The 22238-nt window shown below is 60.8% G+C and carries 31 protein-coding genes and 2 pseudogenes; 13 read left to right on the top strand and 20 right to left on the bottom strand.

Annotated elements, in window-relative coordinates:
• The first annotated feature begins 54 nt into the window (after positions 1 to 54).
• Positions 55 to 1005: a metallophosphoesterase gene (locus tag IEX88_RS22985; protein WP_188854821.1), complete on the top strand. Its 951-nt coding sequence runs from the start codon at positions 55 to 57 to the stop codon at positions 1003 to 1005.
• Positions 1005 to 1904, top strand: a complete 900-nt coding sequence (locus IEX88_RS22980; protein ID WP_188854820.1) for a metallophosphoesterase — start codon at positions 1005 to 1007, stop codon at positions 1902 to 1904. Before IEX88_RS22985 ends, IEX88_RS22980 begins: the two co-directional genes overlap by 1 nt.
• A 146-nt stretch (positions 1905 to 2050) precedes the next feature.
• On the opposite strand, the gene IEX88_RS22975 is transcribed toward IEX88_RS22980, so the two are convergent.
• The 9 genes from IEX88_RS22975 to IEX88_RS22935 form a co-directional block, all read right to left on the bottom strand.
• Positions 2051 to 2521, bottom strand: a complete 471-nt coding sequence (locus IEX88_RS22975) for a hypothetical protein (RefSeq protein WP_188854819.1) — start codon at positions 2519 to 2521, stop codon at positions 2051 to 2053.
• Between the two features lie 9 nt (positions 2522 to 2530).
• Positions 2531 to 2713: a hypothetical protein gene (locus IEX88_RS22970; RefSeq protein WP_188854818.1), complete on the bottom strand. Its 183-nt coding sequence runs from the start codon at positions 2711 to 2713 to the stop codon at positions 2531 to 2533.
• On the bottom strand, positions 2710 to 3060 hold the full coding sequence (locus tag IEX88_RS22965) for a hypothetical protein (protein WP_188854817.1): 351 nt from the start codon (positions 3058 to 3060) through the stop codon (positions 2710 to 2712). The genes IEX88_RS22970 and IEX88_RS22965 overlap by 4 nt, the downstream gene beginning before the upstream one ends.
• A 23-nt stretch (positions 3061 to 3083) precedes the next feature.
• Positions 3084 to 3512 (bottom strand): hypothetical protein, encoded by a 429-nt coding sequence (locus IEX88_RS22960; RefSeq protein ID WP_188854816.1) that lies wholly within the window; start codon positions 3510 to 3512, stop codon positions 3084 to 3086.
• Between the two features lie 91 nt (positions 3513 to 3603).
• Positions 3604 to 4701, bottom strand: a complete 1098-nt coding sequence (gene dnaN / locus IEX88_RS22955) for a DNA polymerase III subunit beta (RefSeq protein ID WP_188854815.1) — start codon at positions 4699 to 4701, stop codon at positions 3604 to 3606.
• 31 nt (positions 4702 to 4732) lie between these two features.
• Positions 4733 to 4978 (bottom strand): hypothetical protein, encoded by a 246-nt coding sequence (locus IEX88_RS22950; protein ID WP_188854814.1) that lies wholly within the window; start codon positions 4976 to 4978, stop codon positions 4733 to 4735.
• Positions 4979 to 5083: 105 nt separating this feature from the next.
• On the bottom strand, positions 5084 to 5398 hold the full coding sequence (locus IEX88_RS22945) for a hypothetical protein (protein WP_188854813.1): 315 nt from the start codon (positions 5396 to 5398) through the stop codon (positions 5084 to 5086).
• Positions 5399 to 5462: 64 nt separating this feature from the next.
• Positions 5463 to 6203 (bottom strand): phage regulatory protein/antirepressor Ant, encoded by a 741-nt coding sequence (locus IEX88_RS22940; RefSeq protein WP_188854812.1) that lies wholly within the window; start codon positions 6201 to 6203, stop codon positions 5463 to 5465.
• A gap of 198 nt (positions 6204 to 6401) precedes the next feature.
• Positions 6402 to 6695 carry a hypothetical protein gene (locus IEX88_RS22935; RefSeq protein WP_188854811.1) on the bottom strand — a complete coding sequence of 98 codons (294 nt, stop codon included), beginning with the start codon at positions 6693 to 6695 and terminating at the stop codon, positions 6402 to 6404.
• A 125-nt stretch (positions 6696 to 6820) separates the two neighbouring features.
• Between IEX88_RS22935 and IEX88_RS22930 the strand changes: the two genes are divergently transcribed.
• The 3 genes from IEX88_RS22930 (at position 6821) to IEX88_RS22920 (ending at position 7877) form a co-directional block, all read left to right on the top strand.
• Entirely contained in the window at positions 6821 to 6988 is a 168-nt protein-coding gene (locus IEX88_RS22930; protein ID WP_188854810.1) for a hypothetical protein, read from the top strand.
• An 81-nt stretch (positions 6989 to 7069) separates the two neighbouring features.
• Complete coding sequence (locus IEX88_RS22925; protein ID WP_188854809.1) at positions 7070 to 7393, top strand: nucleotidyltransferase domain-containing protein; 324 nt, start codon at positions 7070 to 7072, stop codon at positions 7391 to 7393.
• Between the two features lie 223 nt (positions 7394 to 7616).
• Positions 7617 to 7877 (top strand): hypothetical protein, encoded by a 261-nt coding sequence (locus IEX88_RS22920; protein WP_188854808.1) that lies wholly within the window; start codon positions 7617 to 7619, stop codon positions 7875 to 7877.
• Between the two features lie 34 nt (positions 7878 to 7911).
• Here the strand turns inward: IEX88_RS22920 and IEX88_RS22915 are convergent, their stop codons facing one another.
• Positions 7912 to 8232 (bottom strand): BLUF domain-containing protein, encoded by a 321-nt coding sequence (locus IEX88_RS22915; protein WP_188854807.1) that lies wholly within the window; start codon positions 8230 to 8232, stop codon positions 7912 to 7914.
• Positions 8233 to 8346: 114 nt separating this feature from the next.
• Here IEX88_RS22915 and IEX88_RS22910 point away from each other — a divergent pair, with 114 nt between their 5' ends.
• The 4 genes from IEX88_RS22910 to IEX88_RS22900 all read left to right on the top strand — a co-directional run bounded on the left by IEX88_RS22910 (position 8347) and on the right by IEX88_RS22900 (position 10168).
• Positions 8347 to 8739 (top strand): response regulator, encoded by a 393-nt coding sequence (locus IEX88_RS22910; protein WP_188854806.1) that lies wholly within the window; start codon positions 8347 to 8349, stop codon positions 8737 to 8739.
• Positions 8740 to 9229: 490 nt separating this feature from the next.
• Positions 9230 to 9523, top strand: coding sequence for a hypothetical protein (locus tag IEX88_RS22905; protein WP_188854805.1), 294 nt, complete (start codon positions 9230 to 9232; stop codon positions 9521 to 9523).
• 138 nt (positions 9524 to 9661) lie between these two features.
• Positions 9662 to 9787 (top strand): hypothetical protein, encoded by a 126-nt coding sequence (locus IEX88_RS27100; RefSeq protein WP_274604635.1) that lies wholly within the window; start codon positions 9662 to 9664, stop codon positions 9785 to 9787.
• Positions 9788 to 9799: 12 nt separating this feature from the next.
• Positions 9800 to 10168 carry a MarR family winged helix-turn-helix transcriptional regulator gene (locus tag IEX88_RS22900; protein WP_188854845.1) on the top strand — a complete coding sequence of 123 codons (369 nt, stop codon included), beginning with the start codon at positions 9800 to 9802 and terminating at the stop codon, positions 10166 to 10168.
• 17 nt (positions 10169 to 10185) lie between these two features.
• Here IEX88_RS22900 and IEX88_RS22895 read toward each other — a convergent pair whose 3' ends face one another.
• The 4 genes and pseudogenes from IEX88_RS22895 to IEX88_RS26945 all read right to left on the bottom strand — a co-directional run.
• Complete coding sequence (locus tag IEX88_RS22895) at positions 10186 to 10650, bottom strand: dATP/dGTP diphosphohydrolase domain-containing protein (protein WP_188854804.1); 465 nt, start codon at positions 10648 to 10650, stop codon at positions 10186 to 10188.
• Entirely contained in the window at positions 10647 to 11255 is a 609-nt protein-coding gene (locus tag IEX88_RS22890) for a hypothetical protein (protein WP_188854803.1), read from the bottom strand. Before IEX88_RS22890 ends, IEX88_RS22895 begins: the two co-directional genes overlap by 4 nt.
• Positions 11252 to 11416 carry a hypothetical protein gene (locus IEX88_RS22885; RefSeq protein WP_188854802.1) on the bottom strand — a complete coding sequence of 55 codons (165 nt, stop codon included), beginning with the start codon at positions 11414 to 11416 and terminating at the stop codon, positions 11252 to 11254. Before IEX88_RS22885 ends, IEX88_RS22890 begins: the two co-directional genes overlap by 4 nt.
• 1017 nt (positions 11417 to 12433) lie before the next feature.
• Positions 12434 to 12725, bottom strand: a pseudogene (locus IEX88_RS26945) (hypothetical protein); the annotation flags it as partial.
• A gap of 481 nt (positions 12726 to 13206) precedes the next feature.
• Here IEX88_RS26945 and IEX88_RS26940 point away from each other — a divergent pair.
• Positions 13207 to 13477, top strand: a pseudogene (locus IEX88_RS26940) (IS3 family transposase); the annotation flags it as partial.
• Between the two features lie 356 nt (positions 13478 to 13833).
• On the top strand, positions 13834 to 14847 hold the full coding sequence (locus IEX88_RS22880; protein ID WP_210319323.1) for a DMT family transporter: 1014 nt from the start codon (positions 13834 to 13836) through the stop codon (positions 14845 to 14847).
• Between the two features lie 241 nt (positions 14848 to 15088).
• Here the strand turns inward: IEX88_RS22880 and IEX88_RS22875 are convergent, their stop codons facing one another.
• The 6 genes from IEX88_RS22875 to IEX88_RS22850 form a co-directional block, all read right to left on the bottom strand.
• Positions 15089 to 15463 carry a hypothetical protein gene (locus tag IEX88_RS22875; protein WP_188854801.1) on the bottom strand — a complete coding sequence of 125 codons (375 nt, stop codon included), beginning with the start codon at positions 15461 to 15463 and terminating at the stop codon, positions 15089 to 15091.
• Complete coding sequence (locus IEX88_RS22870; protein ID WP_188854800.1) at positions 15464 to 16309, bottom strand: TIGR02587 family membrane protein; 846 nt, start codon at positions 16307 to 16309, stop codon at positions 15464 to 15466.
• 478 nt (positions 16310 to 16787) lie between these two features.
• Positions 16788 to 17363: a uracil-DNA glycosylase family protein gene (locus IEX88_RS22865; RefSeq protein ID WP_188854799.1), complete on the bottom strand. Its 576-nt coding sequence runs from the start codon at positions 17361 to 17363 to the stop codon at positions 16788 to 16790.
• A 139-nt stretch (positions 17364 to 17502) separates the two neighbouring features.
• The gene (gene copM, locus IEX88_RS22860) at positions 17503 to 19029 is read right to left on the bottom strand and encodes a CopM family metallochaperone (protein ID WP_188854798.1); all 1527 of its coding nucleotides are present in this window, start codon (positions 19027 to 19029) and stop codon (positions 17503 to 17505) included.
• A gap of 65 nt (positions 19030 to 19094) precedes the next feature.
• On the bottom strand, positions 19095 to 20327 hold the full coding sequence (gene hmpA / locus IEX88_RS22855; RefSeq protein WP_188854797.1) for an NO-inducible flavohemoprotein: 1233 nt from the start codon (positions 20325 to 20327) through the stop codon (positions 19095 to 19097).
• Between the two features lie 52 nt (positions 20328 to 20379).
• Positions 20380 to 20811 (bottom strand): group III truncated hemoglobin, encoded by a 432-nt coding sequence (locus IEX88_RS22850; RefSeq protein ID WP_188854796.1) that lies wholly within the window; start codon positions 20809 to 20811, stop codon positions 20380 to 20382.
• A gap of 112 nt (positions 20812 to 20923) precedes the next feature.
• Here IEX88_RS22850 and IEX88_RS22845 point away from each other — a divergent pair, with 112 nt between their 5' ends.
• Together IEX88_RS22845 and IEX88_RS22840 are read left to right on the top strand one after the other, a co-directional pair.
• Complete coding sequence (locus IEX88_RS22845) at positions 20924 to 21394, top strand: RrF2 family transcriptional regulator (protein WP_188854795.1); 471 nt, start codon at positions 20924 to 20926, stop codon at positions 21392 to 21394.
• 56 nt (positions 21395 to 21450) lie between these two features.
• Positions 21451 to 21990, top strand: coding sequence for a DUF488 domain-containing protein (locus tag IEX88_RS22840; protein WP_188854794.1), 540 nt, complete (start codon positions 21451 to 21453; stop codon positions 21988 to 21990).
• The last annotated feature ends 248 nt before the right edge of the window (positions 21991 to 22238 follow it).

Below are 22238 nucleotides of genomic sequence, written 5' to 3'. Positions count from 1 at the left end.
TCGGCCTGGCCGGCGATCCTGACTTTAAGACGATACGGTGTAGGAGACCGAACGATGACACGCCTATGGATCATGAGCGACATCCACGACGATTCCAATCGGGATACGTTGAAGCACAACCTGTCGCTTCCCGAAGATGTCTCGGCGGACGTCTGCATCATAGCGGGCGACATTGCCGGCCGGCTATCGCGGATGGGCAGGACGTGGCTGGAGCATCAGTTCCGGCAGATGCCGATCGTCATTGTGCCGGGCAACCACGACTTCTGGAAAGCCGACTTACTCGAGGAGGTCGACAAGTTTCGCGAGAGTCTCCAAGTCGACTGGATCTACTGCCTCGACGGCGACGCCATCACGCTCGCCGGTACGCGCTTTGTCGGCGGGACGCTATGGACCGACTACCTCGTTTCCGGCAACTCCGCTGCGGCGAAGCGTGAGCACCTCACGGGCATGCGTGACTTCAAAAGATTCAAGATTGGCGGCGCCGGCGGGAAGGCGCGTCCGAGCGATCTGGAGAAGGAGCACTGGCGGATTCGGAATGCCATCGATCAGGAACTGGCGGTTCCGTTCGAGGGGCCGTCTGTCGTCGTGACGCACCACGCCCCGCATCCCCTGTCGCTGCGAGAGGGACGGGTAACGGAAGATCTGGACGGCGCCTACACGTCAGACCTGACCGAACTCATCACGCGCCGTGCGCCGGAGATGTGGATACATGGCCACGTCCATACGCCGCGGGACTACGTCGTCGTGGAGACCCGGATCGTCTGCAATCCGCGGGGTTACTTACAATTCGTCGGCATGGAGCATCACAAGCTCGTCGAGATCGAAGTCCCGTCGTTCGACCCCCGGCTTGTTATCGACGTTCAAAGACGCCCGAGGATCGACCCCTGGGGATATCCGATGCCGTACGATGATGAGGTCGCGCTATGGCGGCAGAACCAGGCGCTCGCGGCGATGACTGATGAAGAGCTGCTGGACGTCAATTTTGCGACTGGAAGGAAGGTCTGATGACCAAAATCTGGATCATGAGCGACCTGCATTTGGACGACCGCTCCACCTACATGCCGTCGCCGCCACCTGACGGCTACGATGTCGTCGTCCTCGCGGGCGACATCCATGAATCGCCGGCGAAGGCTTTGGAATGGGCCGAGCAAACCTTCATGCGTCCGGCGATCGTTGTTGCCGGGAATCATGAGTACCACTTAGACGGGACGTACGAGCGGAAGCTGGCCGAGGGTCGTCTGCATAATGAGAAAAAGCCAGGCGGCGGCCACTTCCTGGAAAATCGCGCCGTGGTGATCGCCGGCACCAGGTTCCTGGGTTGCGCTCTCTGGACCGACTTCGATTTCGATGGCAACCAAGCCGAGGGCATGCGGATCGCCGGTCATGCCATGATCGATTTCATGCTTATTGGGAGAAAGGCCGGCGGCTCGATGACTCCGGTGGAGATCCTTGCGATTCACAAGGAATCGATCGCATGGCTCGACGAGCAGTTCTCGATTCCTTTCGACGGGCCCACCGTCGTCGTGACGCACCATGCACCTTCGAAATATAGCGTCGGCGAGGAGTTCAAAGACAGCCGCATGAATCCTGCCTTTGTCAGCCACCTCAACGTCTTCATGGCGAGGTGGCGGCCCGAGCTCTGGATTCATGGGCACATACACAGCCCGTCGGATTACATGCTGGAGGGCACCCGGGTGATCTGCAATCCGAGGGCGGGAAACCGGAAATTCCGTCCGCATTGGGTCGTCGATGTCAGGAAGCGTAAGCCTGAGCAGCGCTACGAGAACGGCATTCCGGTCGACATGTACGGCTACCCGATGTCTGCCGGCGATCCGATGGACGATCTCAATCGGGGAGGCCGCGATGACGTGGAAGGGATGGCGATCGTCACAAAGCATCCATAGCAGCCGGCATCCTGGAACAGCCTCCGGCCTTAGCCTAAGTATGGGTAGGGAGACTTCCGTCGAGGGCATCTGACGCAATCCGGAATGTGAGAGGCCCGCTGCGAGGGGTTGCGGCGGGCCTCGTCATGTCAGGTGTCGTGATCAGGTCAGGCCGGTTCGAACAGGTGAGGACTTTCTTCGGCCATCTCTTTCAATCTTTGAATTGCACCCCGCGTCAAAAGGAGCGACCGTGTTTCCAAGCCTTTGTCTTGCATAGCAAACAAAACCGCCAACTCCTCCTCCACCCTGGCGTTAACGTAAGCAATGGAGCGCTGGTGATAGAGCGCCCACCTTAGGCGGGCTGCCGCGGGCGGCATGGAGATGCCCTGATTGCGGTCTAGGGAAAGGTTGTAGACCCACTCTGCAATCTTCTCCATCCGCCTTCTAACGATAGGCGGCACTGGGTGCTCGTTGCGCCTCCAGCGTCTCACGGTCGAAGGGTCCACCTTCAGGATTTCCTGGACGGCGAGATCCTCGGCAATCTGCGCCGAGTTCATATTGCATGCCAACGCCAGCTCATTGAATTGGGAATACTTGTAGGTCAGATATTTGTAGCCATGCTTGTCCTTGACCGTCATATCGATCTCCTAAAGGTCGAGCAGCGAGCGCGTCGGCTGCTGCTGGGCGGCGGGCTGGATGGGCGAGCGGCGGACTAGGCCGTGTCGGAAGCCGACGCTGCATTCCTCGCGCAGCAGGTCGCAGAGTCGGGACAGGCGGCCGACTTCGAGCCGAAGGGCAAGGTTCTCTTCTTCGAGTGTCATCGTCTTCATTGCTTCACCTTCTGTCGAGCGGCGAGTGATGCAATCCAGTCCTCGGCATCGAGCTGGGCCTGGAGGCGGTTGAGGGCGTCGAATCCGAGCTTCATCTCGGCGGCGATCTCGTCGGGCGTCTCGCCATTCGCGATGCGTCTGAGGATGGCGCCGTAGGCTCGGTCGTCGGGGGTGGACTGCTGGACGAGAAACATCTCGTCGATCGCATCTGGTATGGGCGTGATACCGTCTCTCCACCGCTCGATCGTCTTGCGGTTGACACCGAGCACCTCGGATACCGGCTTGACCCAGTCAGGTCCCCAGAGGCGCTGGCAGACTTGCTGCCATGTCGGATTCTGCTCGGCCATCGTGGTGATCTCCTGCTGTTCAGTCAGGCTACGGCGTAGATGCCGGCGACGATGGCGTTCCGATAGTCTTCGTCGAGGCCTCTAGACTCCCACGTCTCCGTGTCGAGATCGAACCAGATGGCCGCGGCTTTCAGCCCGGCGAAGATCGCACTCGCCATGCCGGTCTCCATTTTCTTCCCGCGAAAGGTCGCGAACGATACCTTGCCCATGCAGTGCGTGAACTCCAGACCGAGGAAGTCGGCCAGGTTGTTGAAGTACACTCGACGCCGCCCAGCCTTCGCCCACACCGAACCAGCGGCAATGATCCGCTCCACGGAAGGGGCGACCGCCGCCTTCGCTGCGAGATACGCCTTCCTCAACGCCATCCCGAACGTCGCGCGATAGTTCTCGCCAGACTGGACGACGGAGCGGGTCAGGCGGTGGGCGGTCTTGAAGAGTTCGGACGGGGTCACGGGTTCGGCTCCTACCTGATGGTATGTCGACTATATACTCGACATATCCAGCCGTCAATGGCATGTCGAGGCAATACTCGACACCGGCGATTCAGGCCCGCATCGGCATGAGCACGATCAGCGCGTCGGCATCGCCAGATCCCCGCATCAGGCAGGGGCTGCCGGCATCGTGAAACTTCGCGATCACCTGCTCGCCCTCGAGAGCCGCCATGACTTCGGCGAGATAGCGGCTGTTGAATCCGGTTTCGATGGGATCGCCCGAGTAGATGACGGACATCTCTTCCATCGCGACGCCGGTATCGGGTGAACTCACCGTGAGCCTCATCTCACCATTCGAGATCTCGATCTTCACTCCGCGACCCCGTTCGCTCGAGATGGTCGACACGCGATCCGCAGCGCCGGCGAGCACCAAGCGCTCGACGGTCAACTCCTTCTCGTTGAGCGACGGAATGACTCGCTGGTAGTCGGGAAACGTGCCGTCGATCAGCTTCGTCGTCAGCACGATGTCGCCGATCGTGAAACGGATCTTCGAGTCTGACAGCTCGATCCCCACCACGTCCTCGTCGACGATCTTGATGAGCTCGGCGACGGCGCGGCGGGGGATGATGATGCCCGGCATGCCGGCCGCACCGTCGGGCGTGTGCTGCCCGGCCAATGAGAGTTTGTGCCCGTCCGTCGCGACGGCAAGCAAGTTCGACTCGTGGACGTGGAGGAAGATTCCGTTGAGGTAGTAGCGAGTCTCTTCCGTCGAGATCGCGAACCAAGTCTTCGTCAGAAGGCGCTTCAGCTCGGCGGCCGGCATGGAGAAGGTATGCGAGAAGACGCCGATCGTGATGTCGGGGAAGTCGCGCGCCGGTAGCGCCTGGAGCTTGAACTGCGAGCGTCCTGCCGAGACGGAGACCGACGCTCCATCTTCAGCCATGGCGATCGTCACCGGTCCGGCGGAAAGCTTCTTTACGATGTCGGACAGAAGGCCGGCGGGAACGGTCGTCGAGCCCGGCAAGACGACTTCGCAGGCGGCTAGGTCGGAAAATTCCTTGTCGAGGTCGGTGACCTTGATCGCCAGCTTTCCGTCCCTCGCCGTCAAAAGGACGTTGCCGAGGATCGGTATGGAGCTGCGTTTCTCGACGAATCCCTTGGTTCCGGTGAGGGTCTTCGCCAGTTCGTTGCGGTCGATGATGATCTTCATGGCGATGGACCCCTGGAATGATGGCGTGGCTTCAGTGACGGGACGTCGGGGCGCGACCCCTCACATTAGCGCTGACGAAGATCTCGACGGCGGTGCGCAGGTGCGGCATCTGCGATGGCTCCGGCATTGACGCGAGGCGGCGGGCGGCTTTCTCGGGATCGGTGCCGATCTGGGCGAGGATCGATTCCAAGGCGCGGGCTTCGGACGCTTGGCCGAAGTCTCTGATCTGGTTGACGGTGAAGCGGGCGAGAAGGTCTTCTGGTTTGATTTCGGCCATGGGGCGGACTCCGGGCGGCTCGGCGAATCGGCGGAATGCCAGACTGGCCGATGAGGACGAAAGTCGGGATCGGGGGAGGGGCGGGCAGCTGGTGCCCGCTGTCCGTCAGTGCGTCGACGAAGGAAAGTCGATCGGCTTCGTCTCGCCGCGCACGGTGGCGAACTCGTCCCAGCGGGCGATCATGTCCTGGGCGTGCATGATGTCCATGAGTTCCAGCATTGCCTTCCGGAGTAGGGGCAAGGTCGTGGCGGACGGCAGGTCGGCGAACATCTTCCTCGCCGCCTTCATGTCGGTGCTGATAATCGTCGCGATCGCATCCAATGCGACAGCCTCGACGAGGCGAGCCTTGCCGCCCTGCTTTTCGATGTAGGCATCGATGACGTGGTCGGGGACGAGGGGTTTCTTGTCTTCATCGGTCATACGGCGGACTCCTGTTGTGGACCGCTCGGCGCCAGGCCGAGCGTCTCGGTGTGGCTGGTGGCGCCTACTGATGCAGGTGACCGATGCTGGAGAGGAGATCGAGCTGGGAAACCTTCGACCCCATCATGGTCGCCAATCGGGTCAGCCCACGACCGGTGATGCAGACGGTCTCAGTAGGAACGCCGGTGGGCGTGTGTCCGAATTTGTACTGGACGTATCCGCTTTTCCTGGCGGCAGCGTAGGCATGCCAGCTGCCGTCCCTCTTCACCTTGTGGGTCCAGCCTGCCTGGGACATGGCGGCAAACACGTCCTTCTCCATCACGGAGAGAAGCGCTGCCACGTCTCGAGCGAGCATCAGCTTCTTCGTCTTGACGATGCGATCGTGGACCTCGGCCTTCGGTGCGGCAATCGCCAGCTGCGTGCTGACGACCTCGACCTCGGCCTTGACCTCGGTGATCTGCAGCTGGGCGACCTGGACTTGGGCCTCGAGCTGCTTGGCGCGCCGCTCGGACTGGTCGACCCTGGAGAGGAGACGGAGGGCCAGCATGTCACGCTGGTAGGAGTCGTCGAGGTCGATCTCGGCAGGCAGGTACATCGAGCGGAGCTCTTCCTCCTTCCGGTTGAACTCGGCAATATAGTCTTCCTTGAACTTGGCGGCCTTCTCGCCGCGGAAGCCCATGACGAGAAAGGCGAAGCCGTCCTTGGTCATCTCGATGATCGGGCTGGAGCGCTTCACGGCGCCGAACGTCCCGGAGATCATCGTCTCGTTGTAGTTGGCGGCGCGGAATTCCTTCGAGCAATGCATCTGCCGATGTCGCGAAGAACCATGTCGTGGCTCTTCATGAACGTCTTCGAGACGTCGAGGCTGTTGGCGAAGATCTTGCCGTCGCGGATGTAAACGACGGGCGGCTGCGATATGGTGGCGATAGCCTGTGACATGGTCTGCTCCATGATGCGGGTTAGGCTCGGGGACCGGCGTTGGCGCGCCGCCCCGGGCTGCGGGTCAGTTGCGGTTGGACACGTCCAGATCGGGCGCGTCCTCGGTGGCCGTCGCCTGGATGTACAAGGCGGCGGTGATGCGCAGGTGAGGCAGGAAGGACGGGATCTCGTTGACGCCCTCCATGCACTTCAGGGACGCCGGAAGATCCTTGCCCACCAAGGAAAGCGCGTGCTCCAGGAGCAAGGCCTCCACGATCTTGATGAAGTTCTGCATGTCCTCGACGCCCCGCTCGGATATGGCGAGCAGGATGTCGTTGGACGAATGCACCGGCTCCGGGGTGCTGTCTGCGTGCTGCATGCTTCCTCCTAAACGCGGCGTTAAGCATGATGCAAAGCTGCGTTATGTGTGTAAGATACTCTCTTTCAATAGATGTGCAAGTGGTGTCTAATGTGCACCTGATCACGGCCTCTGAAGGACCATCCATGCGCCCCAAGCTCGAAGCCGATTCCGAAACGGGTCGCATCCAGATCGTCGCTCCCGCCTCGTGGCTCGCACGGGTCGAAGAGTGGCGCCGTTCGCAGCCGAAGATCCCCAGCCGGTCCGAGGCTATCCGCGTCCTCGTCGACCAGGCGCTCGGAGTCACAGGATAAGACTGAGACCGAACCCAGCAATTCGCCGTGGCTGCAAATTTGCAGGCACGGCAGAACCCTTACGGAGCAGGGCTTACGACCATGTACCCAGCCGCCCTCCACATCGCCGCCCGCAACCTCATCTCAGCCACCGGCGCCCATGCCGTCATCCTCTTCGGCAGCCGTGCGGCCGGCGACGCGCACCCTGACAGCGACTGGGATCTGGCAGTCATACTCCCCAATGACATCACGCACGGTCAGTGGACGCCTTCGACGCTGCAGCCGCTAGTCACCGGCCTCGGACAGAGCTTCCATGTCATTGCGATCCGGAAATCCATCTACGAGGCGGCGCGCCTGGACCCGTCCAGCATGTCAGCGGAGATCCATCGGGACGGCTTGGTGGTCGCTGGAAGCCCTGGTTTATAATGGAATCGGCAGAAATCCTTGAAAGGGGGGCGCTGACCTTCGGTCGGCCGCATTCGACGCACGTCGTGCGCTTGCATGACGATTCAAGGCCACTGAACCCGATACACGAAAACAGAACGATCAGGTCAGATCGTTCCTTTCGACATTAACTGGCTATCGAAAAAGCGAGGAACGAGCAGCGTCCCTCATGAATTCGCTCACAGAACTCATGAGGACGGCAGGCATGGACCGGCGCGACTATCTTCCGAAAGTAGTTGCTCATGGACCCGATGCCTTGGCAGACATGGACGACGTCGCGCTCATGCGGCTGCAGGTGGAGTGCATCGAATGGCTCGTCACGGTCAGAGACTTCAAAAATGAGGTGACGGCGCCTAACGCCGTCGCGGTGTGGAATGCACTCATCGAGCTTGAGATTGCGATGGTGACGGCTGCCGACGCCATGATCGAGGACGTGTGGCAGTCTAGACGGGACGACGAGCAGTGAAGCACTTTCCTTCCTACTGGCGCAAATCAGGCAGCTAGTCCGCAGACATTATCAGCATCTCAGCCATAGAGCGCCTGACCATCGACCATTCGGCAAAGTGCCGCCCCGCGACGTCATTCCGATCCAGAATCACCACTCCAACATGCCTCGAGTCACGGCAGATGTTCTCATACAGACCGTCGACAGTCTCGCCGGGTCCTTCGAGGATCTGCATCACGCGGCCGCCATCGACCGCGAGGACACCGGTGATGCCATAGTGCAGGTTCCAGATGGACGAGCGCTCGACGATGAGACCGACGTCATCCATGGTTGTGTCGGGTGCAAGGGTGCTGGCGTAGCGAAGGCGGATAAGCATGAAGAATTCGGTCCCGGCGCTGCGAGTGTGCGCCTGTCTTCACGATAGTCCGCATCGAAGTGGATCGGTAGTGCCGCCGGGTTGTTGGCATTGCGAACACCAAGGAGAGAACGCGTGCCCGATCCCAGCGACCACCAGACGCCCGTCCTCGTAGTCGAGGATGACGCGCTGCTCAGAATGACGATCGTTGATCACCTTGAAGACGCGGGTTTCAACGTCTTCGAAGCAACCACCGGGGACGAAGGCATCTCGGAGCTCGCACGCGTCCCGGAACTGCGGGCATTACTGACCGACATTGAAATGCCGGGACTGATCGATGGCATCAAGCTCGCTCGGATCACGCATCAGCTCTATCCGGAAATGGCGGTCGTCATCATGTCCGGGAGAGTCCGCCCGGAATCACACGAGCTGCCGCCGAGCGCCCGGTTTTTCCACAAGCCGTACTCACACGATGAAATCGTGGACGCGTTGCACGACATGATGGGTACCATTCCGAAAATTTCGTAAGTATTTGCGGATGGCGGAAGCGAACTGTCCCACCTTCGCCGTCTGGTCTCTGGGGACCCCCGGGCCATCCTGCGCCCATCCACAGCCTCCCCGTTTGACCATGCAACGCCGACCGGCTACCGGTACGTCACCGGCTGTTCCCTCGGCAACGGTCTCGCCACTTGGCCTTCGGGCTGATCCGCGCATCTGGGAGGAATGCGCGGATCGTGGCTCGAGACCTCGGACGGGAGCGTCCGGCCTCCAATCCGCCTCATCCTGAGCCGTCCCGGACCTCGACCAGCCCCGCCATCTAGAGATGACTGCGACCCTGGCAGTGGCACACCTTGCAGTAGCATGACTGAGGTCGATTGCCGTGCAAGCATGGGTGGGCAAGTAAATCACAGAAACTACGGCACCTTTCGTATGGCGATATCATAGAAAGTATCTTAGATACTGGTATCGCGACAGCGCCGGCTAATCGTCGGCCGGTCCGCAATATGGGTGTCTACTGATGTACCGGCTGAAGTCATCAAAACTTTCCGGGAAGCGCGTCATCATCGTAGAGGCTGAGCGCGACGTCGTGGAAATCATGGAAGACGCGGTCGCAGATGCATCCGGTGTCGTCATCTTCCGGGCCGGCAACCTGGATCAGGCGATGACGGAGCTGGAGCATTCTCCGCACATTGATTGCATGATGGTCGACGTCGACACGGTCGCGTCATCCGATACACCTGTCGTGAAAGCCTGCGCCGAACGCGGAGTCGAGGTCGTGGTCGTTGCGTGGGACGATTCCTATATCCGTTGAGACGGGCGACGCGACTGATGCCGAGCTCCCTTACTGAGCAGGCATCGATCATCACACTTCCATTGTACGATTTCGTCCCTATCAATATGCGGAAAGATGGTGACTGTAGCTGGCGAATGATAGCTGGGAGTGTTTCTGATGCTCAACAATGGGAATAGACACGTCGACACCGTGGCGCCCGAAGGCAATGCCGACACCGCCGCCACCACCGTGGATTTCGCGGAGATGGCGACGACGATGCTGACGCTCGCCAAGCGCATCTGAGTCCTTTTCGGGCTGGCCCTGGCAGAGCTAGGTTATCACAACGGGCAGGATCAGCTACTGGCCTGCCTGGTGCCCGGCGAGCGCTCTTCCGTATCAGCCGTTGCCACAACTCTCAGTGTCAGGCCATCTACCGTCTCTAAGATGCTGGACAGGCTGGCCGACAAGGGTCTCGTCGAGCGCCATCGGGATTCCCACGACGGGCGGCTCACTGTCGTCTGCCTGACCGAAACGGGTGTCGAGGCGCAGGCTGAGATACGGCGTCTTTGGGCGGATGTCTGTCGGCAGGTGGCGCCCGGGCTGACAGGAGATCCAGCGGCGGTCATGCAGCAGCTTCAAGGCGTCAGCGACGTGCTTGGAGCCCGCCTTTTGCGGCTGAGGTGATCTCTCGCCGATGCTAGTCAGGCCGCCTTCGCCTCGATCCTACGCACCCTAGCCTCCAACACGCGCCCTTGCACCTCAGCCAGCGCCTTCGCATTCCCATGCACGCGATCGTCGATCAGTGTCCCGCATGCCTCGGCGTCGAGGATGATCGACATCGTTGCCATGATATGGGCGGCATGCGGCAGGAATGAATCCGAGGCGACGTCCTCGCCTTCCTTGAGCGCCAGAATATGTCTCACCGCGGCGTCGATGTAGTCGGACCGCTTGATCTTGCTTTCACGCCAGTTGAGCGCCCCGTACTTGATGGCGCCGTCCATGTGCGCTTCGGCCAGCCATGCCAACGATATCGCCGGCACTGCGGAGATGAGCGTAGCCTTCTTCCTGCCGACGAGAGCTTTCGGATTCTCTCGCGGGACGGCCGGCGCCTCGGCCTCCAGCTCGTCTACCAGGTCGTCGAGTGTAGGCCTGCTTCCCTGGGTCATCGTATCCTCCCGCCGTACATCTCGACCGCCTCGAGCAGCCGAGCCTCCACGCCATCATCATTGTCTCCATGGGCGATCTCTTCCTGGATCGCCTGCAGCATGCCTCGTGGCGGCGAGTATCCCGGCTGCACCCAGCGTCTCTGGTCTGGCTCGACCGTGTCCATTCCGAAACAGAGGCCCTCGCAGTTGACCGCGTCCCGGTCGACAGCCTTGACGACGGCATGCTTCATCAGCCCTGGGACGACACTGACTCGAGCCTCGATGACCAGGTCGATCCGGCGCTCGTAGCCCTCCATCATGCCGCCCAGGACGCGCTTGAAAGGACTCGGCATGTCGAAGCCGAGCACGCCCTCGTGCATGTCGTGACACAGGGCGGCGAGCGCGAAGTGCGGGAGACCGGTACGCTCCATGACGACGCGCCCGCAGACCAGGCTGTGCATGCCGACGGTGTAGGGAACGATGATCTTGCCGCCCCAGCGCCGGATCCGGGAGAGCGAATGGACGACAGGGAAGATGTCGAAGTCTGCGGCGACAGGATCGAGCACGTTGAAGTACCTGAGCCCGCCGACCGACATGTCACCAAGCGCAAGTGGTTTCCGGATCATGCGTCCTCGTCTTCCGGCAGCGCGTTCTGGATCAGCCTCAGGACGCCGGGCAGCTCACGCTTGAGGGCGTCGACTGCAAGACGAGGGGGCTTGCTGCTCGGGGTGATGAGGGCGATCGTCAGCTTCTCCAGGCGGCTGAACGCGGTTCGGATGGCGGCCACATCGACGCCGGCCGGCTGCTCGTCGGGGAAAGCGGTTTCGGTGAAGTCCTGTTCGACGACTGGCGCCGGCGGCGCGGCTTCCCTGGGGCTCGGTCTCCGGCTCCTGGTGCTGGACGGACGGCGTCTGGGTTGAGACGTTCGGCGTGCGGGCCTGGAACTGCGGGCGTGGCTTGCTGCTCATGACAGCGGGGTTCCGTATCTGATTTCCGCCGGCTTATGCCGGGCGTGAACGTGGTGATGACGCGATCGCTACGGCAGATGAGGATGCGGTCGTGCGCGATGACGGCTCTCGCTCCCATAGCGAGGGTGCGAACCAGCCACTGCCTTAGCCCGAGGGTGGGTGGAGCAACATGTTCAGCGGAGGCGCGCTCCGCAGACCCCAGCCAAATGTTTGACACACCACGTCTTTTCGTCTTACTTATTTGGAATGTAACGCGGATTCGCATCGTGGTTGCGAGGAATGCAAGAATGCGCGAACGCAGATCGCTTCTCATAGACCCGATACAGAACCCGGACCTTCATCGTCATTTGACGCAACGAGTCGGGTATCATCCTGAATTCAACCTGCCTGATTTTCTGATTGAGAAGCTGGATCGGCTCGAGGCTGCTACGAATCCGCCAGTCGCGCCGACGTAGAGACTGCCGATCGGCTTCGCAAATCGCAGCAAGATCTATGCAGGCATCGGGAAGGCTAGCTGCGACCGAATTTCAGTCGAAGCCGTAAATCGATTTAGCTGCTGTCGGTGAATTGACATCATTACTCGATCGCCCAATTGCTTCTCCATTGAGTATGCGTGGAGGATGCAATGTCGTCGTTCAAATGTCCCGTTTGCAGCGAAGCTGCACACACTGTCCTCGATCTTTCGGAAGATGGCATTCGATGTGCTTGTCCCCACTGCGGGGAGTTCGGGCTGTCGGACGCCAGCTCTACTTCTCTCGCTAGATATAACGGCCAGGTTCGGCAGGGGCTCTTAGCCGCTGCCATCTCACGGACGCAGCCGGGTCAGTTGCCGGTCATTACTCATATCGACTGAATGCTTGTGGCGTCGATGCTGGAAAGCGGAAGTTGAAGGCGCCCACAATTGCCCCGCCGCAGGAAAACGTGCACGCGTGCTTACCTAGGTCAGGCGATGCGAGGACGCCCTTCTGGAAGAAAACGTTCGCGAAAGCCACGATCCACCGCTCGTAGTAACTGAGATCGACGAGCTTGGTGCCAGTGCGTCGACGCCCCGCCGCTTCTCTCCCGTGTTGATGATCTTCTGGAGTCGAGAACGTCGGCCAGGGCGTGGCATTGCTTGTCCCACGGGACGGCGCCGGGGAAGCAGCCGAACACGGCGCGGATCAGGCCAGATCGAAGTTTCGCCTCGTGCGACTGCGGACTAGGCTGGGCTCGATCGCAGCTTCGGCGCCAGACGAGATCGGTATGTGAAGATATGAAAGAGGAGTGCAATTTCTTGCACTCCTCTTATACCCGCTCGCGTATGGAGCGGACTCCGCAAGGACGGCGCCGGCTAGTCGACGCTGTGGTTCGCCCGCTCGCGAGTGGAGCGGTTTCGCCTGTCCAGCAACTTGCATATACGGGAACTGGATTTGCTTTGTAAGATGCGAACGTCGTCTTTAGACGTTTATCGTTAAATTCTGGTTTAGGTGAATTTCCCAATTCAATCCAACGCGTTGTGGGAAAACGATAAATTGCATGGCGACTATACCCTTGACCGAAGATCTTGCGCGAGCACCCGGGCGCATCGACTACGAGTCCGACTGATGCCCGCATCCAGGACCCCGATTGGGACTCCACGCTCGAGAAGCTGGTCCACGAAGAGGCCGCGTCGGGTAACTGATGAGCCCCGCCCGTCGTTGCCGATACAGCGAGCACGTCGTGAAGAAGTTCGACTTGTCGCAGCGCTTGGCATGCCGGGTCAGGGGCAGCATCGGTCGACACAGCGCAAGGTGCCGAAGGGCCATGTCGGTGATGCGACGCTGACCGCTGATATCGTTAAACTCCCTGGCCAGTATGGTCGCTCCGGCTACAGGCGGATCACCGCCTTGCTGCAAGAGGCGGCGAAATCGAGGAGGCGCTCCGCTCCGAGACTTCGGGTGGGAGGATGAGATCCTCCAGGCACCAGGTGACGATGTCGACGGGCTCGTTCGGGACGAGGTAGGACGGGGCCGTCGGCGATTTCTTCCAGGAAAAACCTAGGTACAAAGGCTGATCATTATACCGGCTCCGAAACATTCAGATGAAGCAACTGAGCGTCCGCTTGGGAGCACCCGGCCGTGAGGCAATAAGCTTCCATCCTGATTGTCTTGCCGCGGCTAGGAATTGTCGAAGGTCCCCAAAGGCGGCCCGAGACCTGAGGGTCCCTTCTGCGACCTCTGCCGCTGGCGCCGTCAATTTTGCAGGGGAGCTCGAGCTGATGAGCCGAGCCGCCGCCATCCCTCCTATCCCTCCGCCGACCTCGGACCGAGTCCTGCCGGGTGTCGGGCTTATGCTCGTCTTCTGCACGGTCGCGCCTTTGATCGACGTCGCGTCGAAGATGGCTGTCCAGACCGTTCCGGCCGGCACGGTGACACTGGCCCGATTCGTGATCCAGGCATTGCTGATGACGCCGATCGCTCTCGTGATGGGCCTGCCGACAGAGATCAATTCGAGGATCGTGCGGTTGACGCTGCTACGCGCGCTCGCCGCCATCGGCTCTACCTTCTGCTTCGTCGCCGCCGTCCGGCTGATGCCGATCGCCTATGCGCTGGCCATCGCCTTCGTATCCCCCTTCATCTTGTTGTTGATGGGAAGAGTGATTCTGAAGGAAGAAGTGGGCCCACGCCGGATCGCCGCCTCGGTCGTTGCTTTCCTCGGCACGGTCCTGGTGATCCAACCTTCTTTCGCCCGCTTTGGTACCACAGCTTTCCTTCCGATCGGCAGCGCCTTCTGCTTCGCGCTTTACATGCTGGTCACACGGCATCTCAGCTGCGTTCAGCATCTGGTGACGGTGCAGATCCACACTGCCCTGGCCGCGAGTCTCCTATGCCTACCACTCTTGGCCATTGGTAGCTTTGCGGACGTCGAGCCCATCCGTTTCGTTCTTCCGCACGGGGTGGTTTGGCTGTCATGCCTGTCCGTCGGTATCGCCGCGACCGTGAGCCACCTTGCCATGACATTCGCGCTGGCTCTCGCGCCATCGTCCACTCTGGCACCCCTGAACTATCTGGAGATCGTGACGGCGACGCTCTTCGGTTTCCTGTCTTTGGCGACTTCCGGAGGGAATGACGTGGACCGGGATCGCCGTCATCGTGAGTTCGGGCCTCTATGTCATCCATCGCGAGCGGCTCGTCGCGAGACTGCCCCGCTAATCTCGGGGCAGATCTTCTTGAAGAACCAACTGCAAGCGCTCTCGACATCCATCCAGTGGTCGCACCTCGCCAAGGATTGAGGGAATGAGGCAAGAGAGCCAGAGAGGGCGGCCCGGTCCAGCTTTGAAAGACTTCGGTCAGAAGGACCGTCCGGCGCTCCGCAACCGCTTACTCGCGGTCTGCACCAAGTGGAATGGCGTGCTTCAGGGTACAGTCCTCGCGATCATAAACCGAACCGTCGGATCTCGTTCTTGCCCCGAATCCGGGAGCGCTCGGTGTAGGTGCCCACTTGTCGATGCCTACCTGCATCGCGGTCTTCAGTCAGGGATCTTGATACCCAGTCGCCCTCACGGAAACTTCGTAGAGTCGGGGATCCTGACGGAACCACAGCCCTCCGCTTTCGTCCGAATCACGCGGAACGTAGTCGAAGGTCACACGACTCGTCTCTATCGTTTCGCTGCCGCGTTTCAGGGTCCCCTCGACCTCCAATGCCGTGGCCGTGGCGCCAGAGAGGTTTCGGGCCCTGATGCGCACGAGGTACCCACCGCTCGTGGGCTCGACGCCTGTCACCATAAGACGAACGTCAGGCACGTCGGCCTCCTCGCCGGGCAGCTCCAGCGCGACTACCGTAAATGTTCCGATTGCGATGATCGCGCCGAGGCCCGCGCAGATCCATTCGGTCAGCGGCTTTCCCATCTAAACCACCAACCGCGCAATGCCTGCGCCCAGCGCGGCGGGAAACCCAAGCACGACCGAGGTCGTGGCGGCGAGCGAGAGCGAGCCCCCATCCAACGAGCCGAAGGTCCAAAGGACGTAACAGCTCGCAACCAGGACGAGGCCGTAACCAGCTACGGTGAAATGCAGGAAGGTCCTCCAGAAACCCACGCCCTCCGCTCGCTCCTCCTGGCCGGCGAAACCGACTGTATAGACGAAGAGATGGAGAAGGATGACAGACAGCGCCATCAGGCCCATCGTACGACCCGGCGTCATGCTGACGGCAATAAGCAGCATTTCCTCGGTCGGCGCGACGTTGAGGGCCATAAATAGCGCCCCCGCCAGCATCAGGAAAAGCTCGGCTGCGTAGCCCTTACGCGTGGCTCCGGCTTGATCACCGGCGCCCAGTTGCTTCCGGGCGAGCACGGCACCCATACCCGCGGGAACTGCCTGCACCGCTGCCATTCCTACGACATCGCTGAAACTGCTTCCGGCCTTGAGGATTCCGAGCACCCACAGGATCGCGATGCTGGTGACCATACCGACACCAAAGGCGACGATCCCGTCAAGGAGGGCGTCCAACGGTCCATCCGCTTCCTCGAAGCCTGAATAATAGGCTAGCAATATCATCACCAGGAGGCCCATCACCAGGAAGGCAAGAAACCGGCCGGCGTCGATCGACGCGCCGATCTCCCACATCTCCATCGTCATGAACATCGGCAAAGCAAAGAGAATGGCCCCGCCGAAGGCTCGGGCGAGTCCGAGCAGGAACTCCACATCGTCTCGGTCGGCGTCGACATCGAGAGCATCGGTTTCAGCGATGGCCATTTCTCCTCCCCACGGATTTCCCGGTGCCACATACAACAGGACAGCAGGTGGAAAGCCAGCGGGTCGAACCGCAGCTTCGCCGTCCGCCACTAGTGTCTATCAAACCGGCAGCGGGCCACGATCTCCGTTGTCAGACAGGTCAAGGGCGTTGAACCAGTGCCTCCGGGCCACGACCGGTTTCGCTGTGGTCACTGATCGGATCGCGTCTCGAGGAAGGCTGTGACAATTCCAACTGTCAGAATGCCAAGCAGCACTTCTATCCTTACCTCAAAGGCGACGCGAAGGACGAAGACCGTAGCCAGTACTGCGATCAGTATCGTGGCGAAGTTTTGGAGATTGGACATGTAATTGCACCGGGATGGATTGAGAGATCGGGCCGTCGTTAACCAAGCGCTGGGCGGTCGAGCTCGAGATCTTGACATCGTGCGGCTGCTCCGCGGCGAGATCGTCATCAGCGTGCTGCCGGCATCAAACTGCGTCACTTCTCTTCACACAGTGCTCTTACGACCGCGTCGCGGAGCGCTGGGAGGATGTCAGCTTCAAATTCAGGATTTTCAGCTGCCCAACGCCGTACCCGCCACGAAGGATGAGGCAAGGGAAACACGGTCGGAAGATAACTGCGGAAGCTAGCGACGCGCTCCGAGACCTTGCCTCTTCCGAGCATGTGGTCCTGAGCATAGCTTCCCACCAACAGGGTGAGGCGAATGTTTGGCATTTTTTCGAGTAGCCGCTCACGCCAAAGGGGTGCGCATTCTCTTCGAGGAGCCGCATCTCCACCGCCAGGTTGACGGCCCGGATAACACAGTCCCATAGGCAGGATTGCCACGCTTTCCGAATCATAGAACACGTCCTTCGACAGGCCCGTCCATTGCCGAAGACGGTCTCCGGAATCGTCGGAGAAAGGAATCCCGCTCTCGTGAGCTTTGCTTCCAGGAGCCTGGCTCGCTATGAGGATTCGTGCTGCTTCAGAGATCTGGAAGATCGGCCTAGGCCCTCGTGGCAACACGAGCGAACATACCCTGCATGCTCTTACTTCAAGCGAAAGCTGCTTCATCTAGCCCTGACTTGCAAATTATGGACGCTGGACTGAGACACCAGCGACGCGATCGTTGGGTCTGGATCCGTCTTCCAGAACTACAGCCATCTACGGGCGGCGCGTTTGCCGCCATGTGCCGGAGGAAGGGAGCAGAAAATCATTCCGGCACGGTCACGCCTCGCTGCTTCAGCCAGTTCTGCATCCTCTGGATCTCCACAGTCTGGTGCTGGATTATCTCAGCCGCGAGTTGGCGGTTTGCAGGATCGGTGCCGTAGCGAAGCTGGACTTCCGCCATGTCCACCGCGCCCTGGTGGTGCGGAAGCATGCCGAGCACGAAGGCGACGTCCGGGTCGGGATGCGCCATCCCCTCCATCATCGGCTTGTGCATCTTCGCCATGGTCGCCTCGTAGGCCGCCCTGGAATCGCGGGGAGCGCCAGTGTTCGTAGTTGGAGCGCCTGCGGACACCTCCTCGAGGTCCGGCTCTCCCATTGGCGGAGCGCCGATCCCGCCGATCGCCTGAGGTCCATGCGGTTGCTCAGGATTGTGCGAATGGGTAGCCATCTCCGTGGCGGCCGCCGGGGCAACGCGTCCCTCAATGCCGTAGAAAGTCATGTGAAGCCCCCAGTACCCGGTGGCGAACACCACCAGCGCCGCCATGAGACCCACCGGGACGCCTGCAAGCGAGCGCTTGATGGCAGGCAGGAAGTGAACCTGCCTCGTATGGTCCGCGGCGATCGCCACGATGATGGCCATGATGAGAGCGTGACCGATGAGGTCCACGCGCCCGAAGGGGTAGACGGCAGCGTTGAAGATGAAGAAGAGCGAAATCGCGGACAGGCGGCGCACGAGAGGCGTCCAGAGCAAGCCGAAACCCATCGTGAACTCGGCGACACCTGCCATCGGGATGAAGACGTCGCGGGGCATGCCGAAGGTCAGGAAGGGCTTCTCCTCGACGAGGGGATAGAACCAGTCGGGATAGGCGAACTTCTCAAGGCTCGACCACATCAAGGCAATAGCCACACCCCAGCGGAGAGCCTCGAAGCGGTGCTTTTTCCACTCCGGGTTTTTGGAGGAGGCCAGTACAAGGTAGGCGGCCACGCCAACGCCGAGCGCTAGATAATCAAACAGGTGGAAGAGGTCGTAATCTCGTAGGGCCAAAACCCAAAGGAGGATGATGCCCGCTGCCGAAAGCGGCATTGTCCGTTTCGAGAAAACGCCGAACGCGATCAGGAGCTGGACCCAGGACACCCATTCCGCGGGTGTCTTGAGATCAGGCGTAAGGTAGACGCCGCCGACCGCGAAGATCGCAACGAAGAACGCCCCGATGACGACGTGAACGAAGTCGTCGAGACGGTTCCAGAGCGGATCAGAGATCCGGTCCATGCCTTTGAGGATTACCTCACCAGTGGCCGATCGTTCGATGGCGCGGGTGGCGACGAAGAAGACAAGCACAAGGACGATGCCCGCCCAGAACCAGGGATCGGCCAGCGTCCGGGAGATCGGCGCGGGCGGCGCGCCTACGATGTACGGCGCGAACCACTTGACGTGAGCTTCGGCCACGGAAGGGAGCAGGGCGAGGACCGCCGTAACGAAGGCGGTCGCTGTCGCAGCCTTGACCGGCACGCCGCAGTGGCCAGATGGTTCAGCCGTTCGCCCGGAGAGGGGGAGGAGATTGCGGAGCATCTTATGGGTCTCGTACGGGAGAAAGCAGGGAAAGGTAGAATCCGCTGACCGGCGGGTTCGTGGAGTCAGGCGACCAGACGATCAGCCGGATCGTCATCCAGTTCGTCAGCAGGGCCGAAAAACTCGTAATGGACGCGGTCGCCGGTCACGCCGGAGCGCCGAAGGCCGTGCACGAGTGCCGCCAAGAAAGGCTTCGGGCCGCAAAGGTAATAGTCCGCATTCTCGACGGCGGTGTTCTGTCGGAGCCAGTCGATCGTGATGACGCCCTCGGCATCGTGGGTTTGCCCCAGCACGTCGCCGTCTCGTGGCGAGAGATAGAAGGTCGTAGCCTTCATGTTCGGACGACCGTCCACGAGCCCACGAACATGATCACCCATGGCATGGGTGCTGCCGTCCTGCGTGCCGTGGATGTAGTGGATGTGAACACCTGCCCCCCGTGTCGCCACCGCTTCGAGCATGCTGACCATCGGTGTGAGACCGACGCCGCCCGACAAGAGCACGACCGGGCGCTCGATCTTGTCCCCCAGAAAGAACTCCCCGGACGGCGGCGCAACCTTCAATATCGAGCCGACCTCGACCTGGTCATGTAGCCAGTTCGAGACCTGGCCCAGCAGCTCCCGCTTCACCGAGATCCGATAGGTCTCGTCGTTCGGCGCGGACGAAACGGAATAGTTGCGCTTCACCGTCTCGCCACCCTGAAGTTCGAGCTGGAAGGTCAGGTACTGACCCGGGCGATGACGCAGGATTGGGCTGCCGTCCACGGGGCGCAGCACGAAGGACGTGACGATGTCGCTCTCCCGCCGCTTCTGCTCGACACGGAATTCGCGCCATCCGGACCAGCCCCCATCAGAGGTGGCGAGATCGTTGTAGAGCTTCTTCTCCCGGCCAATGAGGATGTTGGCGAGGAACCAGTAGGCTTCGCCCCAGGCGGCGAGGACTTCCTCCGTCGCCGCGTCTCCCAAGACGTCCTTGATGGCGGCCAGGAGCGCGTTCGCCACGGCCGGATAGTGTTCTGGAAGGATCTGAAGACCGACATGCTTCTGCGCGATCCGTTCGACCGCGGGGCCAAGAACGCCAAGATTGTCGATGTTCTTAGCGTAGGCGAGGATTGCGCCGGTCAGCGCCTTCGGCTGGGATCCGGTCTCCCCGTGATGCGACGGGTTGAAAAGAGCCCGGATCGCCGGATCCTCGAACATGTGCGCATACATGGTCCGCACGATCTCCAGGCCGTGTGCCTCGAGGGCCGGAACGGTCGCCTTGACGATCGCGGTAGTTCGTTCGCTTAGGGGCGAAGTCATGGGAAGCCTCTTGTCATGGTGGTTGAACCGACGCCTGAGTTCGCCGAGCGCTTCAGGGCACTAGTGGCGGCGGATTTGTTCGCGTTGGCGAAGGAACGGGCCTGAAGAGCACACCGGCCATCAGGCTCTCGGCGATGCGATGCGCCTTCTGCTCGATCTGAGCGGCCGCGGACGGCTTAAGGGTCCGACGTGCCGCATCGCCCCAGAGAGAAAGCCAGCGATGGAAGTGTTGCGGTCCAATGAATTCTCGCAGAGAAGTGTGGGCACCGAAGGGATTTCCCTTGTAGCGCCCGCTGCCAAGCATCACCGAAGACCAGAAGTCGCTGATCTTCGCGATGTGCACATCCCAGTCAGAGACCTTCGCAGCGAAAATCGGCCCAAGGAGCGGGTCGGCTCGAGCGTCCGAATAGAACGCGCGAACCAACTGGCCGAGCTCGGCTTCAGATGGGAGCACAACGTTCTCGGCGTCGGGATCGGGCGGCATTGAGGTCTTCCGCTAAAACATGCACGAATAGTGCATCAATAGGGGCGGTGTAGCACGTTGCGGAAAAGATGCAACGGGTTTACATGTTTCTAAAGCGAAGGATCCCGACCCCGTGCGGCTCACCCTCTACACCGACTATTCCATTCGCGTTCTGGTGTTTCTCACGGCCCGAACAGGAGGCCTGGCGTCGATCGCGGAGATCTCCGAGACCTATGGCATCTCAAAGAACCACCTGATGAAGGTGGTGCAGGATCTGGGCAAGGCGGGGCTCGTCAGGACCGTCAGAGGACGCTCCGGCGGAATCGAGCTAGCGCGGCCGGCGGACGAGATCACGGTTGGAGAGGTCGTTCGGCGAACAGAGGACGGCTTCGAGCTCGTTGATTGCGGATCCTGCATCATCGCTAAAGCGTGTGGCATCCGCGGCATCTTGAAGGAAGCCACACAGGCATTCCTCGCCGTGCTCGACCGCTACACGTTCGGCGACCTTCCGAAGAGCGAACTCGATATCCTCGACATATTGGCGGCCTTCCCGGACGTCAGGCGAAAGACGGCGGAATGCGTTGGTGGCCCCGACGCAGTCTGAACGACGGGCGCAGGGCATCGCCGGGTTGGTGGCTGCGGCAGACTGGAGCGAAAAAATTGGATGAGCCTTACTACACCATCGGCCATTCCACACGGTCCATCGAGGAGTTCGTCGAGCTTCTGCAGGGCTCGCAGGTTCAGATGGTGATTGACGTCAGGACGGTCCCCCGCTCCCGAACGAACCCGCAATACAATCGCGATACCCTTGGCGCTACTCTGGAGCCGCATCAGGTAGGGTACGAGCACATTCCGGAGCTCGGCGGACTGCGGGGAAAGCAGCGGGACGGGGAAGCCTCGCGGAACGGCTTTTGGAAAAACACGAGCTTTCGAAACTATGCCGACTATGCGGAAACGGATGCCTTTCTGCATGGTATGGCTCGACTGCGGACGTTGGGCGGTGACCGGCGGGTGGCCCTCATGTGTGCCGAGGCCGTCTGGTGGCGGTGTCACCGGCGTATCATCGCCGACCATCTGCTCAGCGCGGGTCAATCGGTCTTTCACATCCTCGGGAAGAATCATGTCGACCCCGCCGAGCTTAATCCCGGTGCAAAGGTGGCGCCGGACGGATCGTTGTTCTATCCAAAAGGTGATGACTAGCAGGGCCACCAGTTTTTGCTGTCATTTTGGGTCGCCATCGAGGATGCTTTCCCTCGTGCAGTTAGCGCCTGCATTTGCGAAACATCTTTCTGAGGTGAGTCGCAATTTAATATGTACGCGTAAAAATAGATAAACTTGAATACCTGCCGCCAATCACTTAGTGATTTACACATGGATAGCGAGCTTTGACCGCGATGAAAGCCGCCAGCAAATGAGTTGATGCCTTGGTCCAGGCTGTAGGGAGTGTT

Source organism: Aureimonas glaciei (assembly GCF_014643375.1).
Lineage (GTDB): Bacteria > Pseudomonadota > Alphaproteobacteria > Rhizobiales > Rhizobiaceae > Plantimonas > Plantimonas glaciei.
Note: the sequence above shows the minus strand (reverse complement) of the source record. Positions and strands in the feature narration are given on the sequence as shown.